Origin of the sequence: Mycobacterium haemophilum DSM 44634 (assembly GCF_000340435.2) — a bacterium.
In the GTDB taxonomy this organism is placed as follows: domain Bacteria; phylum Actinomycetota; class Actinomycetes; order Mycobacteriales; family Mycobacteriaceae; genus Mycobacterium; species Mycobacterium haemophilum.
Map to the genome: position 1 here is coordinate 1,123,338 of NZ_CP011883.2, position 14,698 is coordinate 1,138,035.

16 protein-coding genes and 1 pseudogene are annotated in these 14,698 nt (G+C 63.3%); 12 read left to right on the forward strand and 5 right to left on the reverse strand.

Features of this window, described 5'->3' with window-relative positions:
- The first annotated feature begins 104 nt into the window (after positions 1 to 104).
- The gene (locus tag B586_RS05360; RefSeq protein WP_047313258.1) at positions 105 to 344 is read left to right on the forward strand and encodes a type II toxin-antitoxin system ParD family antitoxin; all 240 of its coding nucleotides are present in this window, start codon (positions 105 to 107) and stop codon (positions 342 to 344) included.
- Positions 341 to 670, forward strand: coding sequence for a type II toxin-antitoxin system RelE/ParE family toxin (locus tag B586_RS05365; protein ID WP_047313257.1), 330 nt, complete (start codon positions 341 to 343; stop codon positions 668 to 670). The genes B586_RS05360 and B586_RS05365 overlap by 4 nt, the downstream gene beginning before the upstream one ends.
- Before the next feature lie 301 nt (positions 671 to 971).
- On the opposite strand, the gene B586_RS05370 is transcribed toward B586_RS05365, so the two are convergent.
- From B586_RS05370 to B586_RS05380, 3 genes are all read right to left on the reverse strand, one after another.
- Positions 972 to 2,375 carry a cytochrome P450 gene (locus tag B586_RS05370; protein ID WP_082607524.1) on the reverse strand — a complete coding sequence of 468 codons (1,404 nt, stop codon included), beginning with the start codon at positions 2,373 to 2,375 and terminating at the stop codon, positions 972 to 974.
- Entirely contained in the window at positions 2,372 to 2,941 is a 570-nt protein-coding gene (locus tag B586_RS05375) for a DUF6545 domain-containing protein (protein ID WP_054880496.1), read from the reverse strand. The genes B586_RS05370 and B586_RS05375 overlap by 4 nt, the downstream gene beginning before the upstream one ends.
- Positions 2,942 to 3,052: 111 nt before the next feature.
- Positions 3,053 to 3,391, reverse strand: coding sequence for a helix-turn-helix domain-containing protein (locus B586_RS05380; protein WP_236971389.1), 339 nt, complete (start codon positions 3,389 to 3,391; stop codon positions 3,053 to 3,055).
- A 261-nt stretch (positions 3,392 to 3,652) separates the two neighbouring features.
- On the opposite strand from B586_RS05380, the gene B586_RS05385 reads away from it, so the two are divergent.
- The 8 genes and pseudogenes from B586_RS05385 to hypD all read left to right on the forward strand — a co-directional run bounded on the left by B586_RS05385 (position 3,653) and on the right by hypD (position 11,014).
- On the forward strand, positions 3,653 to 3,982 hold the full coding sequence (locus B586_RS05385) for a hydrogenase maturation nickel metallochaperone HypA/HybF (protein ID WP_047313481.1): 330 nt from the start codon (positions 3,653 to 3,655) through the stop codon (positions 3,980 to 3,982).
- A 2-nt stretch (positions 3,983 to 3,984) separates the two neighbouring features.
- Positions 3,985 to 4,752 (forward strand): hydrogenase nickel incorporation protein HypB, encoded by a 768-nt coding sequence (gene hypB / locus B586_RS05390; RefSeq protein ID WP_054880494.1) that lies wholly within the window; start codon positions 3,985 to 3,987, stop codon positions 4,750 to 4,752.
- Positions 4,749 to 7,037 (forward strand): carbamoyltransferase HypF, encoded by a 2,289-nt coding sequence (hypF, locus tag B586_RS05395; protein WP_054880493.1) that lies wholly within the window; start codon positions 4,749 to 4,751, stop codon positions 7,035 to 7,037. The genes hypB and hypF overlap by 4 nt, the downstream gene beginning before the upstream one ends.
- A 13-nt stretch (positions 7,038 to 7,050) precedes the next feature.
- Positions 7,051 to 7,796 (forward strand): annotated as a pseudogene (locus B586_RS05400) (hydrogenase assembly protein HupF).
- On the forward strand, positions 7,793 to 8,473 hold the full coding sequence (locus tag B586_RS05405) for a D-sedoheptulose-7-phosphate isomerase (RefSeq protein WP_047313252.1): 681 nt from the start codon (positions 7,793 to 7,795) through the stop codon (positions 8,471 to 8,473). Before B586_RS05400 ends, B586_RS05405 begins: the two are co-directional and overlap by 4 nt.
- Positions 8,470 to 9,570 (forward strand): hydrogenase expression/formation protein HypE, encoded by a 1,101-nt coding sequence (hypE, locus tag B586_RS05410; protein ID WP_082129307.1) that lies wholly within the window; start codon positions 8,470 to 8,472, stop codon positions 9,568 to 9,570. The genes B586_RS05405 and hypE overlap by 4 nt, the downstream gene beginning before the upstream one ends.
- Before the next feature lie 23 nt (positions 9,571 to 9,593).
- Positions 9,594 to 9,866 (forward strand): HypC/HybG/HupF family hydrogenase formation chaperone, encoded by a 273-nt coding sequence (locus B586_RS05415; protein ID WP_047313251.1) that lies wholly within the window; start codon positions 9,594 to 9,596, stop codon positions 9,864 to 9,866.
- Between the two features lie 20 nt (positions 9,867 to 9,886).
- Complete coding sequence (gene hypD / locus B586_RS05420) at positions 9,887 to 11,014, forward strand: hydrogenase formation protein HypD (RefSeq protein WP_054880492.1); 1,128 nt, start codon at positions 9,887 to 9,889, stop codon at positions 11,012 to 11,014.
- Positions 11,015 to 11,124: 110 nt separating this feature from the next.
- Here hypD and B586_RS05425 read toward each other — a convergent pair whose 3' ends face one another.
- Positions 11,125 to 12,108, reverse strand: a complete 984-nt coding sequence (locus B586_RS05425; RefSeq protein WP_047313479.1) for an Acg family FMN-binding oxidoreductase — start codon at positions 12,106 to 12,108, stop codon at positions 11,125 to 11,127.
- Between the two features lie 285 nt (positions 12,109 to 12,393).
- Complete coding sequence (locus tag B586_RS05430; RefSeq protein WP_047313249.1) at positions 12,394 to 12,828, reverse strand: CBS domain-containing protein; 435 nt, start codon at positions 12,826 to 12,828, stop codon at positions 12,394 to 12,396.
- A 157-nt stretch (positions 12,829 to 12,985) separates the two neighbouring features.
- Between B586_RS05430 and B586_RS05435 the strand changes: the two genes are divergently transcribed.
- A complete protein-coding gene (locus B586_RS05435) occupies positions 12,986 to 13,786 on the forward strand; it encodes a ribosome hibernation promotion factor (protein WP_054881057.1) in 801 nt (266 codons plus the stop codon).
- Positions 13,787 to 13,983: 197 nt separating this feature from the next.
- Positions 13,984 to 14,412: an Hsp20/alpha crystallin family protein gene (locus B586_RS05440; RefSeq protein WP_054880491.1), complete on the forward strand. Its 429-nt coding sequence runs from the start codon at positions 13,984 to 13,986 to the stop codon at positions 14,410 to 14,412.
- The last annotated feature ends 286 nt before the right edge of the window (positions 14,413 to 14,698 follow it).

Below are 14,698 nucleotides of genomic sequence, written 5' to 3' on the forward strand. Positions count from 1 at the left end.
CGATCATCGAAGTGGTAATGCCGGCTGTCGGTAGCGTTGCTCGGGTGCCATGAACCGGATCCGTGTTTTTGGCAATTTTTGCCATTACTCGCTAGCCTTGCTTTATGCGCACCATGAACATCTCACTACCCGATTCGCTCAAGGTGTTCGTGGAAGAGCGGGTTGCCCAGGGCGGGTACGGCACTAGTAGCGAGTATGTCCGCGAGTTGATCCGCAAGGATCAGGACCGCGCGGCCCTGCGTCGCCTGGTCCTCGAAGGTGCCGCTTCGCCGCCGGCCGCGCCCGCCGACGATGCTTACTTCGACGGCCTACGTGCCCGCATTCGGCACCGACGCACTGGATGACGATCAAGCCGGTCATCCCGCGCGATCAGGCTATCCACGATGTCGAGCACGCGATTGACTACTACCTCGATGAGGAAGCGGCGCAAGCCGCGACAGATCTGATCGACGCGCTGCAGGCCGCCTACCGCCTGATCGGACGCCACCCTGGGATCGGTTCGCCCCGTTATGGCTACGAGCTCGATATTCCCGGGCTGCGCGGACGGGCGCTGGCGCACTTCCCGTATACGGTCTTGTACGTGGAGCGCACCGACCACATCGACGTTTTGCGTGTCTTGCATCAGCGTCGCGACATTCCGGAATTGCTGCGCAGTCTCGATCAGGACTAGTCGCCAATCTGCGTCAGTAACGTAACTGTGGCCCCGAAAAGTCCTTGTGCAGCAGCACGTCACCAAACACCACCGCAACCGACGTCATCGGTAGCCATCGGCCGTCGCCGGCCTGTCCCGAGTGGCTGAATTCATTGCGTGTGGTGCATGATGAATTGCACACGCCGACAAGGCATCTGTCCCCGAGAGCATTTGACTTTGGCAATTGATTTGCGGCTGTTAATATTTGGTTGAACGTAGAGCGCAAAGCCCCCGAGTTCAACGCCGGGCTTTCGTGTATGCAGTCAGTAGTAGCTTTCGATCAGCGGCGACGGTGAAGACGTAGGTGTAGGCCCGCTGGTTTGAGAGTCAGGGTTTCGGAAACCTTCAGTTGGTATCCGGGCCTGGGCTGTAGGTCGTATTGGTGCAGGATCGCGGCGAGCGTCAAAACGATCTCGTGTAGTGCGAATTGGCGACCCATGCAGGCGCGGGGCCCGGTGCCGAAGGGTTTGTAGGTGTATGGGGGCAGTTTGCGGAGATTTTCGGGCAGGAACCGGTCTGGGTTGAATTCGTCGGCATCGGCGCCCCAGGCGGGGTCGCGGTGCGCGGCGACGAGCAGGACGAACACCCAGTCGCCGGCTTTGAAGGGGTATTTTCCGTTGCCGATGGTGCTGTCGTGGCGTGCCCGGCGGAAATAGCCCGGCGCTACTGGCCATAGTCGCAGTGTTTCGTCGACAATGCGGCGCAGGTAGCGCAATTTGGCGATGTCGTGAAATTGGATGTTGGGAAAGTCGGAGCTGGGCCAGCGTTGGTCGATCTCGACTTGGGCCTGGGCGGCAATGTCGGGGTGGGCGGACAGATAGTGCAGGGCGAACGCGATGGTGTTGGCTGAGGTTTCACTACCAGCGACGAGCAGGGTGAGGATCTGGTTGACAATGTTGTCGTTGTCAAGCTGCTCACCGGTTTCTGGGTCTGTGGTGTGGAGCATGATGTCGAGCATGTCGGTTCGGTTGCTGGCATGGGGGTTTCGCCGCCGGGCGTCGATGATGTCGATGACTTGTTGGCGGACGTAAACCTTATCGCCGTAGTGCTGGGCTTTACACTTGGCGCCGAGCAGTTTCTCATAAAAGGGGATGGCGTCGGTTCGGCGATTAGCGTAGGCGAGTTCGCGTAGCACGGCGGCGATGAATGGGTTGCCGCTACGGTCGCTGAGTTTAGTGAAGGAGTGGTCCAGTCCGGCGCGGGCGATGATCTCGATTGTGAGGCGGTTAGCTTCGGTGGCGATGTCGATCCAGGATTGGTTGGCGCCGTTGGTTTTCCAGGTGTCTAGCAGTTCTTGGACTGTGCCGGTCATGCTGTCGTGGTAGTTCAACATGGCCGTTTTGGTGAACGCAGGCATCAGGATGTTGTGCGCCTTGCGCCAGTTGGGTTCGTCGTTGTAAGCGGTGAATAGCCCGTCACCGGCCACGGAGCGCAATTTGTATAGCGAGGGTCCGAGATGTTTTTCCCACAGGTCCTCGTTGTTGACGTCGGCGATGAGTGCGGTGTCGGCGAGCACGATGACGGGAAACTTGAAGATGCGTTGCTCGAAGATTCCGCTACCAAGTTTGCGGGTCTCGGCAGCAAGGCCTTGCGTGGGCCTAGCGAAGTCAATCGTGAGGAGATCACCGAGAACCGGGAGACGAAACCGGGGATGCGGGATCGGCGTAGCCTCGGCCTGAATCATGGTGACGGGCTCACTTTCACGGTGGGGTCAGACGGGGCGGACTGTTCGGCCACCGCATAGGCGACCGGCCACCATTTCGCCAGCTTCAACAACTCGGTTGATTCCTCGTCGAGGGTTGTCGCCCGGGACGCCACCATTAGTGCTACGTCGAGTGGTTCAGGCGTAACACCAGCAGTTTTGGCTCGGGCGGTGTGAGCGAGGTACAGGGCGCTGGTAGCTACGTCGCGTTGGGCTGCCGGTACGGAGTTCGCGTTGAGGAACTGGCCCAGTTCTTGTGAGGTGAGGTCACGAACGTAGGGACGCAGTTGCAGGATTGCGTCGCGGATCTCGACGACGGTGTGGTGTAGCTGCAAGGTTGTCTGCTGCAGCGGCTGCAGCTTAGACCAGGTGCGGCTAACGGGATCGAGCCCGTAGAAGGCCAGCAGCTTCATGGCGACGGGAACAGCACCGATCACACACGCCCCAACGGCTTCGTAGACGAAATTTGGGCCGTGAACTCGTAGCCGGTAGGCAGAGGTCTTGGTCCAGCCGAGCAATTCGGTGAGCGCCAGGACGAATGCTTGCAAGGTGGTCGATCCGATCTGGCGTAGTCCGTTCGTCCTAATACAGCGCTCACGGTCGCCGGGGCGATGTCGGGCAGGATGGGTAACTTGCGTGCGAGAGCGAGTAGGTCCGCGTTAGCGAGTGCCATTGAGGTCATCTTCCTGAGAAGGCGCTATCGGAGGCAGGTGCTCAAGCTGGCGCACGTGATCAATCATCGCTGCCAAGCTGTCGAGGGACTGGGGAGTTAAGCCGGAGGCGCGCATTGCCAAGTCGCGTACTCCGCTGTCACGCCAGGCTTGCAGCAGGTTGAGCTGGGCGTCGATACGCGGATCGATGTCGGGGTCGATCAGGTAGGACGGGGAGACACCGAAAAATTCAGCGATCGCCCGTAAATGCTGCACGGTCGGGTTGTTTTTGACCCCGGTGCGCAGCTGCCACATGTAGGACAGCGGCGGCTCAGCGGGCTTACGCATAATCTCAAAAAGCTTGTTGAGCTTCACTGACAGCTCAGATGCGCGTGAGGACCCGCCCGCCTCACCAGTGCTGGTCAATGCACTCTCATTTCATACGTAACCCCCGGGTCTGCGCTGAGGTTACTACAAGCCCTCCTTTGAGCGTTTCGGCCGCACTGATGGCGGTGCAGGCACGATGACCGCGATAAGCTCGACGGGGCTGCTTCAACACGCCACATGACGGGGGGCGAGACCGGCAGCGTCATGGCACAAAGGACCAACGTGCACGAGATGGCGATCACGCAAAGTCTTGTCGAGACGGTGTGTGAGCACGCCGCGGGTCGGCGGGTGCATAGCGTGCGCATCGAGGTTGGCGCATTGTGCGCGGTCCTGCCCGATGCGATGCAATTCTGCTTCGGCTTGGCTACCGAGGGCACGGTCGCCGACGGCGCACGGCTGGACCTCGACGTGCTGGCGGCCTCGGCGCGCTGCCTTTCCTGCGGGCAGGACTTCGAGCCCCCCGAGCTGATTTCGTTGTGCCCTTGCGGGAGCGCCGATGTGGAGCTGGTTGCCGGTCGCGACCTGAAGATTCTGTCGATGGAAGTGAGCTGATCATGTGCGCGACCTGTGGCTGCGGCGACGACGGATCGGCCATCACGGTGGCCGGACACGATAATCCGCACCACGAGCATGACCCCGCGGTACCCACCAAAACCGTCGTGTTGGAACAAAAAGTCCTCGCGAAAAACGACCTGCTCGCCGAGCAGAACCGGCAATGGCTCGCCGGTCGCGGCATCCTGGCGTTCAACGTCACCAGCTCACCGGGGGCCGGCAAGACCACGCTGCTAGAACGAACGATTCGCCAGCTCGGCACGCATCGGCCAGTCGCCGTGATCGAAGGTGACCAGGAGACAAATCTTGATGCCGAACGCATTCGGGCCGCGGGTGCACGTGCGGTTCAGGTCAACACCGGCGCCGGCTGTCATCTGGACGCGGCGATGGTGCGTGGCGCACTCGAGCTGCTTAACCCCGAACCCTCGACGCTGTTGTTCATCGAGAACGTTGGCAACCTCGTCTGCCCGGCGCTCTTCGACCTCGGTGAGCACGACAAGGTCGTCGTCATTTCGGTCACCGAGGGCGTCGACAAACCGCTGAAGTACCCGCACATGTTCGCCGCCGCCGGACTCGTGATCGTCAACAAGATCGACCTGCTACCCCACGTCGACATGGATCTCGACCTGTGTGTGCGGTATGCGCGGTCGATAAACCCGGCGGTTGAGATTCTGCCGCTATCCGCTACCACGGGTGAGGGTGTCGATACCTGGTGTCGCTGGATCCAAGCCCGCACAGAGCACCTGGCACAGTCACAGGCCAGGCCATGACCGGTCGTCGCCGGTTGCAGGTCGATGTGCGTGGCGTGGTGCAGGGCGTGGGCTTTCGGCCGTTCGTCTACACCACAGCGGCCGCGCTCGGGCTGTCCGGCTCGGTGCGCAACGGCGGCGGCGGCGCCATCATCGAAGTCGAGGGCGACCCGGCCGACATTGACGAATTTCTCAACAGGCTGCCGGATCGTCGCCCGCCGCTGGCGGTCATCGAATCCATTGAGGCCGTGGATATCCCGGTGGTCGGTAGCATCGGCTTTGAGATCGGCGACACGTCACGCTCGAGTGGTGGCCGTACGCTGGCCAGCCCCGATGTCGCGATGTGCGCCACATGTGCCGGCGAGCAGCGCGACCCGGCTGACCGCCGCTACCGGCACGCGTTCATCAACTGCACCAACTGCGGGCCGCGGTTCACCATCATTGCCTCACTCCCATATGACCGGGCAACGACGTCGATGGCCGCGTTCGCACTGTGTGCCGACTGCGCGGGCGAATACGCCGACCCTGCTGACCGGCGGTTTCACGCCCAACCGGTGTGCTGCCCCAACTGCGGGCCGATCCTGCGTTACCGAGACCACGACGGTCATGTGATCGACGGTGACGCGGGCCTGCAGGCGGCGCGCAACCTGATTCGCGGCGGCGGGGTGCTCGCCATCAAAGGCATCGGCGGATATCACCTGGCTTGCGACGCCGCCGACGAATGCGCGGTCACCGAGTTGCGGCGCCGAAAACGTCGCGGCGACAAGCCATTCGCAGTGATGGTGTCCGACCTGGCTGCCGCAGCCGCCATCGCGGTGGTTGACGGCGCCTGCCGACGCGTCGTGTCCGGCCCGCAGCGCCCGATTGTGTTGATGCCGCGCCGGCCCAGCGCCTGGGTCGCCGACGCGGTGGCCCCACACAACCCTGACCTGGGGGTCATGCTGGCGTACACGCCGCTGCATACGCTGGTGTTTGGGTTGCCCGGTGACGAGCCCGGGCCGCAGGTGCTGGTGATGACGTCGGGCAACGTTGGCGGCGAACCGATCTGTTACACCGATGACATGGCGCTGGACCGGCTTTCGGGGTTGGCCGACGGCTGGCTGATGCACGACCGGCCGATCCTGGTGCCGTGCGACGACTCGGTGGTACGGGTGATCGACGGTGTCGAACTGCCGATCCGGCGCTCACGTGGATATGCGCCACTGCCCGTTGCGTTACCGGTGCCGGTGCCACCGACCCTGGCGGTCGGCGCCGACCTGAAGAACACACTGGCAATCGGCGAGGGCAAGTTAGCGTGGCTCAGCCAGCACATTGGGGACATGGACGACCTGGCCACGCTGACGGCGTTCGACTCCGTACAGCAGCATCTGCAGGCGCTGACCGGAGTTGCTCCGGAAACTGTTGTCGCCGATGCACATCCGCGTTACCGCTCGAGCGTCTGGGCGCACCGCCACGCCGTCGGCAGGCCGGTTCGCTTGGTGCAACATCACCACGCGCACATCGCGGCGGTGATGGCCGAGCACGGGCTGGACGACTCGCGGAAGGTGCTGGGCTTCGCGTTCGACGGGACCGGTTACGGGCCCGACGGGGCGGTCTGGGGCGGTGAGGCGATGCTCGCCGACTACAAGGGCTACCAGCGGCTGGCTCGGCTGAAATATGTGCCGTTGGCCGGTGGCGACGTCAGCGTACGGCGGCCGTACCGGATGGCGCTGGCGCATCTGTGGGCGGCCGGGCTGGCGTGGGATCCTGATTTGGCGCCGGTCGCCGCGTGCCCGCCCGATGAGCGCCGCGTGCTCACGCGGCAGTTTGCGACGGGATTCGGTTGTGTCCCGACCTCGAGCATGGGCAGGCTGTTCGACGCGGTCTCCGCGCTGATCGGGGTCCGGCAGGTGGTCGCATACGAGGCCCAGGCTGCCATCGAGCTGGAGGGCCTGTCCCGCGGCGTGGACTGCGGCCCGACGGGGTACGCCTTCGACGTTGATGCCGACCAACTACCGGTCCTCGCCGACCCGGCTCCGGTGTTCGGCGCGGTCATTGACGATCTGCGCGCTGGGGTAGCCGCGCAGGTGATCGGTGCCCGGTTCCATCGCGCGGTCGCCGACTTGATCGTTGACTTGGCTGAGCGGGTCGACGCGGGCACGCCGACGGTGGCATTGTCAGGTGGGGTGTTTCAGAATGTGCTGCTGCTCCGCTTAGCACTTGACGGCCTGCGGGACAAGGGTTTTGAGGTGATCACCCATCGGCAGGTGCCACCCAACGACGGCGGCATCGCGCTGGGGCAGCTGGTGGTGGGCAATTCAGGGTAAGGAGGGGTCGACCATGACGATCACCGTGCAACCGGGTGGGGGCTTCGTTGACATCGGCCTGTCGGCGGACTTAGCCGGCGCCGCGCTGGATCTTTCCCGTAGATTTCACGACGGCGCCACGCTGTGGGTGATGTCGCCGCAGTGGGAACCGCATGCGCATCATGTCGCGGTGGAGTTCGTGCATCCGGTGATCATGGGCAAGCGGGCGCTGCCTTCGGCGGCGCTGGTCGGACCTGACCCGGTCGCACAAGCACGGGTCGCGTGCCGGGCCGGCGACGTGCTGATGGCGGTGGCATCGGCGGACGAACCCGCGGCGGTAGCGGCGATGCGGCGCGCGCCGGCGTGGGGGCGCTGACGCTGTGGGTCGGGGCCGGCCCGCGGCCGGCGGCCGGTGCGGCCAACCACGTCCTGTGGATCGACTCGAACGACCCGATGGTGCCGGTCACCGGACAGTTCGTCCTGCTGTATCACTTGCTGTGGGAACTGACCCATGTCTGCTTCGAACACCCCGGTTTGCTGACCGAGCGGGCCGATGGCGCCCATGCCACCTGCGTCACGTGCAGCGACGAGGGGCGGATGGGCGAGATCGTGCTGCAACCCATCGAACCGACGGGTCCGGCGCTGGTGCGCACCGCAACCGGAGAACAGTGGGTCGACGTCAGCATGCTCAGCCAAATTGCAGTCAACGACCTGGTTCTGGTGCACGCGGGAGCGGCCATCGCGCGCCTGGACGACATGCCTCAGGAGGCCAACAGATGACCACACACGGATCGGAGAGCACGAGCTTCTTGTATCCGTTCATCGAATCCGAGGAAACCGACGCCAAGAGCCTGCTGGATGACCTCGCCGCATCAGCGCGGGTCAAGGCCGCCGAAAGTGCTGTCCTGCAACAGGAGTCGCTCCACGAGTATCAGCAAGCCTTGACGAAGGCGGGCAGCGAGATGGCCGACAGGTTCCGCTGCGGCGGCCGACTTTTCACCCTCGGCAACGGCGGCAGCGCCACCGATGCCGCGACCCTGGCATCGTTATTCAGCCATCCGCCGCGGGGCCGCCCAATCGCGGCCTGGTCGCTTGCCGCCGATGAGGCCGTGCTGACCGCGCTTGGTAATGACGTCGGATTCGAGCTGATTTTCAAGCGTCAAATCATCGCCCACGGCCGAGACCGCGACGTCGCGATCGCGCTGTCGACGTCGGGCAACTCGGAGGATCTGATAGTCGCGATCACCGAGGCGAACCGGCGGGGACTCCTGACAATTGGATTTTCCGGCCACGACGGCGGCCGGATGGCCACCGCCGATGATCTCGACTACTGCTTCACGGTGCACTCACAAAGCATCCACCGCATCCAGGAAAGCCACGCAATGCTTGGCTACCGGCTCTGGGTGGTTGCCCAGGAACGCATGAGCCGTGCGCTACCCAGCGCTGGTGTCCGATGAGCGCGGCCCAGCCCACCACCGCTGCCCAGCGCGAAGAGCGCGTGCTGCAGCGGATCGACGAGTTCCGCCGCCGGCGCCCGCGGCTGCCCGATGACGTCGTGACCCTTGAGCACGGTGCCGGCGGAAAATCGTCGATGGCGCTTGTCGACGCCGTCTTCCTGGAAGCGTTCCGCAACGACGAGCTCGAACAACTCGGTGACGCCGCGGTGCTGCAGATGTCCTCCGGCGAACGGCTGGCATTTTCCACCGACGCGTTTGTCGTTCGGCCCCTGCGTTTTCCAGGTGGCTCCATCGGGCACCTCGCGGTCAACGGCACCGTTAACGACCTGGCCGTGTCGGGCGCCCGCCCGCAATGGTTATCGGCCGCATTCGTCATCGAGGACGGATTCCCGATGGCCGAACTGCGCGAAATCGTCGCCGACATGAGCGAAGCCGCCGCCCGCGCCGGGGTCCGCATTGTCACCGGCGACACCAAGGTCGTCGAAAAACGCGCCGCCGACGGCATCTACATCACCACCACCGGCGTCGGAGTGATCCCCGACGGTCGACGGCTGTCGGCCGAGGCGGTGCGGCCAGGCGACAAAGTGCTGTTGTCCGGCACGATCGGTGAACACGGGATGGCGGTCATGCTCGCGCGGGGCGATTTGGCCATCGAGGCCGCCATCGCATCGGACACCGCCCCAATCAACGGGGTGGTGGAGGCGCTGCTGCAGGCTGCCCCGGCAACGCGGTGGATGCGCGACGCCACCCGCGGCGGGGTCGCCACGGCGTGCAACGAACTGGTCAAAGGCGCGCCATTCGCGCTGATCCTGGACGAACGGGCGCTCCCGGTCCAACCGCCGGTGCGGGGAGCCTGCGAACTGCTCGGCATCGATCCCTTGTATGTCGCCAACGAGGGCGCCTTCGTAGCGATCGTCGCCGCCGACCAGGCCGATGCGGCGATGGCGGCGATGCGCGCAGTCCCACACGGGGCGGGGGCGACGGTCGTGGGTGAGGTCGTAGGCGAACCGGCCGGCATTGTCGCGCTGCGAACCTCCTTGGGCGGCAGCCGGATTGTCGACATGCTGACCGGTGACCCCCTTCCCCGGATCTGCTGAGAACACCAGAGAGGAGGCCGACGATGTGCCTGGGAATTCCCGGCCAGATCACCGAGATCGTGGACACCGAAGCACATTTGGCTAAGATCGACGTCAACGGGGTACGCAGAACGATCAGTGTGTGGTTGCTGGCCGACGACAGCCCGATGGTCGGCGACTGGGTTCTGGTGCACGTCGGCTTCGCGATCGCCAAGATCGACGAGCGTGAGGCCGCGCTGACACTGGATCAGCTACAGAAATTGAGCGCCGACTACCTCAACGAGATCCAAGCGCTCACGACGTCTGAAATCGCGTGAGGGACAACGAGGTTTCAGCTATGAAGTTTGTCGACGAATTCCGTGACCCAGCGGCAGCGCGGGCGCTGGTCAAGTCCATCGCCGAGTTGGCCGCCGGCGACGCGTTCAAATTCATGGAGGTATGCGGCGGCCACACGCACACGATCTACCGCCACGGGATCGAGCATCTGCTGCCCGAATCGATCGAGCTGATCCACGGGCCGGGTTGCCCGGTGTGTGTCATCCCGATGGGACGTGTCGACGACGCCATCTGGTTGGCCGAGCGGCCCGACATTATCTTCACCACCTTCGGCGACATGATGCGCGTACCGGGGTCGGTCGGCAACCTCATCGAAGGCAGGGCCCGCGGCGCCGATGTCCGATTCGTCTACTCACCGCTCGACGCGCTTAAGGTCGCCATCGATAACCCTGACCGCCACGTGGTCTTCTTTGCCGTCGGCTTCGAAACCACCGCACCGTCCACCGCGGTCACCCTGGTGCGGGCACGTGCTCTCGGCGTACGCAATTTCAGCGTGTTCTGCAACCATGTCACCATCGTTCCGCCGATCAAGGCCATCCTGGAATCTCCCGACCTGCGGCTCGACGGGTTCCTCGGGCCGGGACACGTGTCCACCGTAGTAGGGCTGCGGCCATACCGATTCGTTGCCGAAACATACGGAAAACCCATGGTAGTGGCCGGATTTGAACCACTGGACATCCTAGCGTCAGTGCACATGCTGCTGCGGCAGATCCGCGAAAGACGCTGCGTTGTCGAAAATCAATACACTCGCGTCGTGCGCCCCGAGGGCAACCCGCAAGCCCTGAAACTGATGGCCGCGACATTCGAGTTACGACCCCACTTCGAGTGGCGCGGACTGGGATTCATTTCTCAAAGCGCACTTAAAATCCACCGCAACTACTCCGAATTTGATGCCGAACTGAAGTTCGACCTGCCCGCGATCCGCGTCGCCGACCCGAAAGCATGTCAGTGCGGCGAGGTTCTCAAGGGCGTGATCAAACCGTGGGAGTGCAAGGTGTTCGGCACCGCTTGCACCCCGGAAACACCGGTCGGTACGTGCATGGTATCCGCGGAGGGCGCCTGCGCCGCCTACTACAATTTCGGCAGGCTGCACCGCGAAACCGCGCAACTCCTGGGTCAGCCGGGCTGAGGGTTAACCCGTAGTCGGGTTCGGGGAAACCCTGGGCGGCACCGGCTCCCGCAACGACCAGTGATCGCCTTCAGACCTAGTATCAACCGCCGACTTTGAAGTCGAAGTAGCTAGCGGTGAATCTCTAAGACGTCGCTCATGGGTCGGCGCGGCGTCAGGGGCGGGACCTCACCCGCAGGTTCGATGCCGACCCGGATCAAAAGCTGGGGCACCGCTGCTGTATCGGTCGTGAGATCCCGGATTATGTCGCGGGTGGCTTCCAGCTCCGTGACGTGCGTCACCGGGCACGTTGCCAGTCCAGCCACGGTGCATTCCAGTAGGACCGCCGAAAGCGCTTGGCCGCAATTAAACGCGTCTCTGCGCGTATCACCGGGGGTGGAAAGCAGGAGGATCTTCGCCTGGTCCTGCGGGCCCACAGAACTCTGCTCCCGGTACCATCTCGCGGGAAAGGGGCGTTTCACGTCGACTCTGCGGGCGTCCGATGCTGATACCAGAGAGCCTTGGGGTATCCCTTCTGATTCTCTGGAAGGTTCTGTCCACCAATGCAGTTCATGATGATAAAGATCGTCGTAGCGGCGTAGGGACTCGGCGAGCCGTGATGCCTGCGCTAGCCGCGGTCGCACCTCGTCGGGCAATACTTCAAGTGTGGCCAAATCGTTGTCGTACGAGGTATGCAGCACGGGTTCGAATGATGCCCAGTCCTCTGGTGCGCGGAACGGACGTCGATCGGTTCGTCGCTGCAGTATTGCCTTGGCGAGGTCGCGTCGAGCCTGGGCGACGTTGCCCATCGGAGTGAAGTCAATCGCGGCAAGGTGATCGAGATTGTTCGGGTTGGGAAAGATGTCGATGTTGCTATCGCAGCCAATGGCAGCCATCGCGACCCGGAAGTGATCGAGTACAGCGCCGCAGCTGATGATTGCTTCGCGGCCTGAGCTGTCAGCTCCGGTCACGATCCGGTGCGGATCAGCGAACAGATCGACTGTCGTGCTCCTGACCACCCACCGCCACGGCTGGCTGTTGTGCAGCGAGGGAGCGCGACACGCTAACTCCACTGCCCTGGTGATTACCCCGGTGTCCACCATCGTTTGGGTCATGACGATCACCTGCCTTCTGTCTGATTCGACACTCGGGCAGGCGAACATCGAACGACAGAGTCCTTGGTCCCCACCGTGATGTCATTTGACCCCGCGAGACCGCCGGCATTCATCGTGGGGTCAGCTGTCGTGCGTCCTGCCCGTGTTCCGCGCGGCGCAACCGCGGCTGAACCCTTGACGTCAACGCAAAGCGAAGCCGGGCCGGCCGCCGAGCGCGCGGCGCGGGTTGCGCTGAACTCGGCGGTGCGGCCCGCGGGTGTTGCACGTGAAGAGCAACCCGGCACATTAGCGGCTGGTGATGGCCGCCTGGGCGCAGATGGCTTTCACGAATTGGGCGATAGCGTGTTCGGGCAGATGCCGGGCGATGTCGGCCTCGCTGACGATACCCACCAAACGGTGGTTTTCGATCACAGGCAACCGGCGAACTTGGTGCTCCTCCATGACGTTGAGCATTTCTTCAATGCTGGCGTCGACGTCGACATGGTAAGGGGTGCCTTCAGCGAGCTCGCCGACGGTCACGGCATGCGGATCGTGGCCTTCGGCGAGGCACTTGATAACGATGTCGCGGTCGGTGACCATTCCATGTAGGCGATCGTCGTCACCACAGATCGGCAGGGCGCCAATACCACGATCCCGCATATGTTGAGCTGCGGCAGTTAAGGTTTCGTGTTCGCCGATACAGGTGACTCCGGCATGCATAATGTCGCGCGCGATGGTCATGAATCCTCCTAATAACTTGCATTTGAGCTGGTTCGGCGCTTTGAGCGCTATGGCGGCAATCGTTGTGTGTTCTAGGGCCGTTAGGCCCTTCTGTGCAGAGACGTTGGTGACCTTCGGCCCTTACCACGCCGGTTCGTGCCGGCGTAACAACGAAATCATGCGACATAAAACTGATTTGCCAGCAACTCTCGACGTCGAGGTGACAACACACGGCCGGCTACCGGGTGGTGGAGAGTATGCGCGGACAAAGATCGGCGAGCTCGGCCGCTTCACCCACCAACCCGTGCTCCACGCTCACGTCAAACTAAGCAAGCACGCCGACCCGGCGGTGGCCCGCCAGGTGATCGCGCAGGCGAACCTCGACGTCAATGGCCGGTTGGTGCGTGCTCAAGTCTCGGGCACTACCGTGCGTGAGGCGATCGATCGGCTCCAAGCCCGGCTGCGGTATCAGTTAGAACACGTCGCTGAACACTGGGGCGCCCGGCGGGGCAGGGCGCCGTCGGCCGAGCCGCATGAGTGGCGCCACCAGTCCGAGCCCATGCACCGGCCGAGTTATTTCCCGCGGCCGCCCGATCAACGTCGAATCATCCGGCGCAAGGCGTTCACCCTGGGAACCCGTACCGTCGACGAGGCAGGACAGGAGATGGAGCTGCTGGATTACGACTTCCACCTATTCACCGAACAAGGCACGAAACAGGCCAGCGTCTTATACCGCTCAGCGCCAACGGGGTATCGCCTCGCGCAAGTCAAACCGTCGCCCGAGGAGCTGGCGCCCTACGCGCTGGCCCTGACTATCAGCCCGCAGCCGGCTCCGCCGCTCACTGTGGAACGGGCCACCGAGCGGCTATCCCTGCTGGGGCTGCCGTTCCTGTTCTTCATCGATGTAGCCCAAGGCCGTGCCGCCGTGCTGTATCACCGCTACGACGGGCACTACGGGCTCATTTATCCCGCCGGCTGATATGACAACGGCCCGAGTGCAGGCACGCCCGTTGTGGCCCGCATTGTCACCGGGCGTGGTTTGATTGCCCGGTTCCTCAGCGGGCGACGACGAACGACCTCCCCGTCGTGGGACTTCCGTCCCTATGCCGTGGCTACACCAAGTGGTCGGATCAACAACATCAACCATCATCACGAGCCGATCACTATAGGAGCGTCATGAGCAAACTCGCGTTACGACGACGATCGCGGCGATCGTTGTTGCCTGACTTATCCAATCTGTTGCCTGACTTTCCGGCTGGATTCCGCCTTCGTCAAAACCATTTCATCCGGATTGAGGACCAGATGGAAGACGGCCGTTATGTGGTACGTGCTGAAATCCCGGGAATCGATCCGGCCAAGGACGTCGACATCACCGTGCGCGACGGGCAGTTGACAATCAAGGCCGAACGCACTGTGAAATCCGAATCCAAGGGAACATCAGAGTTCTCCTATGGCTCGTTCGCTCGGTCGGTGCCCCTGCCTTCAGACGCCAACGAGGATGACGTCACAGCCACATACCGCAAAGGCATTCTTACCGTTTCCGTGGGCGCTTCCAAAGTCGCGCCGGCTGAGAAGCACATCGCGGTGCAGGCAGCCAACGAGTGAGCCTGATTCCCCGGTGGTCCCCGAGTCAGTGCCCCGACTCGGGGACCACCGCACTCAAAATCAGGGTAAAGCGGGACAACACGCAAAGACCCAGCGGACTTGGACGTTGTGCTCAGTCACGCGGAAGATCCGGTGCTGAGCTGGATGCCTCTAGCACCGGCCAGCTCGAAGGTGGTCCCATTTGCACATGTTGAGTAACTCGACCAGGTCGCCTGGCTCGGTGTGATGGGCATTCCTTGGTGCACTCAGCACAAACCGCCACATCGACGGATAGGTGCTCGCCGAT

Excerpts from the sequence above, each read along its gene's own strand:
- B586_RS05360 (WP_047313258.1), top strand. The coding sequence starts at position 105 with ATGCGCACCATGAACATCTCACTACCCGATTCGCTCAAGGTGTTCGTG.
- B586_RS05365 (WP_047313257.1), top strand. The coding sequence starts at position 341 with ATGACGATCAAGCCGGTCATCCCGCGCGATCAGGCTATCCACGATGTC.
- B586_RS05370 (WP_082607524.1), bottom strand. The coding sequence starts at position 2,375 with ATGATTCAGGCCGAGGCTACGCCGATCCCGCATCCCCGGTTTCGTCTC.
- B586_RS05380 (WP_236971389.1), bottom strand. The coding sequence starts at position 3,391 with ATGCGTAAGCCCGCTGAGCCGCCGCTGTCCTACATGTGGCAGCTGCGC.
- hypB (WP_054880494.1), top strand. The coding sequence starts at position 3,985 with ATGTGCGCGACCTGTGGCTGCGGCGACGACGGATCGGCCATCACGGTG.
- hypF (WP_054880493.1), top strand. The coding sequence starts at position 4,749 with ATGACCGGTCGTCGCCGGTTGCAGGTCGATGTGCGTGGCGTGGTGCAG.
- B586_RS05405 (WP_047313252.1), top strand. The coding sequence starts at position 7,793 with ATGACCACACACGGATCGGAGAGCACGAGCTTCTTGTATCCGTTCATC.
- hypE (WP_082129307.1), top strand. The coding sequence starts at position 8,470 with ATGAGCGCGGCCCAGCCCACCACCGCTGCCCAGCGCGAAGAGCGCGTG.
- B586_RS05415 (WP_047313251.1), top strand. The coding sequence starts at position 9,594 with ATGTGCCTGGGAATTCCCGGCCAGATCACCGAGATCGTGGACACCGAA.
- hypD (WP_054880492.1), top strand. The coding sequence starts at position 9,887 with ATGAAGTTTGTCGACGAATTCCGTGACCCAGCGGCAGCGCGGGCGCTG.
- B586_RS05425 (WP_047313479.1), bottom strand. The coding sequence starts at position 12,108 with ATGACCCAAACGATGGTGGACACCGGGGTAATCACCAGGGCAGTGGAG.
- B586_RS05430 (WP_047313249.1), bottom strand. The coding sequence starts at position 12,828 with ATGACCATCGCGCGCGACATTATGCATGCCGGAGTCACCTGTATCGGC.
- B586_RS05435 (WP_054881057.1), top strand. The coding sequence starts at position 12,986 with ATGCGACATAAAACTGATTTGCCAGCAACTCTCGACGTCGAGGTGACA.
- B586_RS05440 (WP_054880491.1), top strand. The coding sequence starts at position 13,984 with ATGAGCAAACTCGCGTTACGACGACGATCGCGGCGATCGTTGTTGCCT.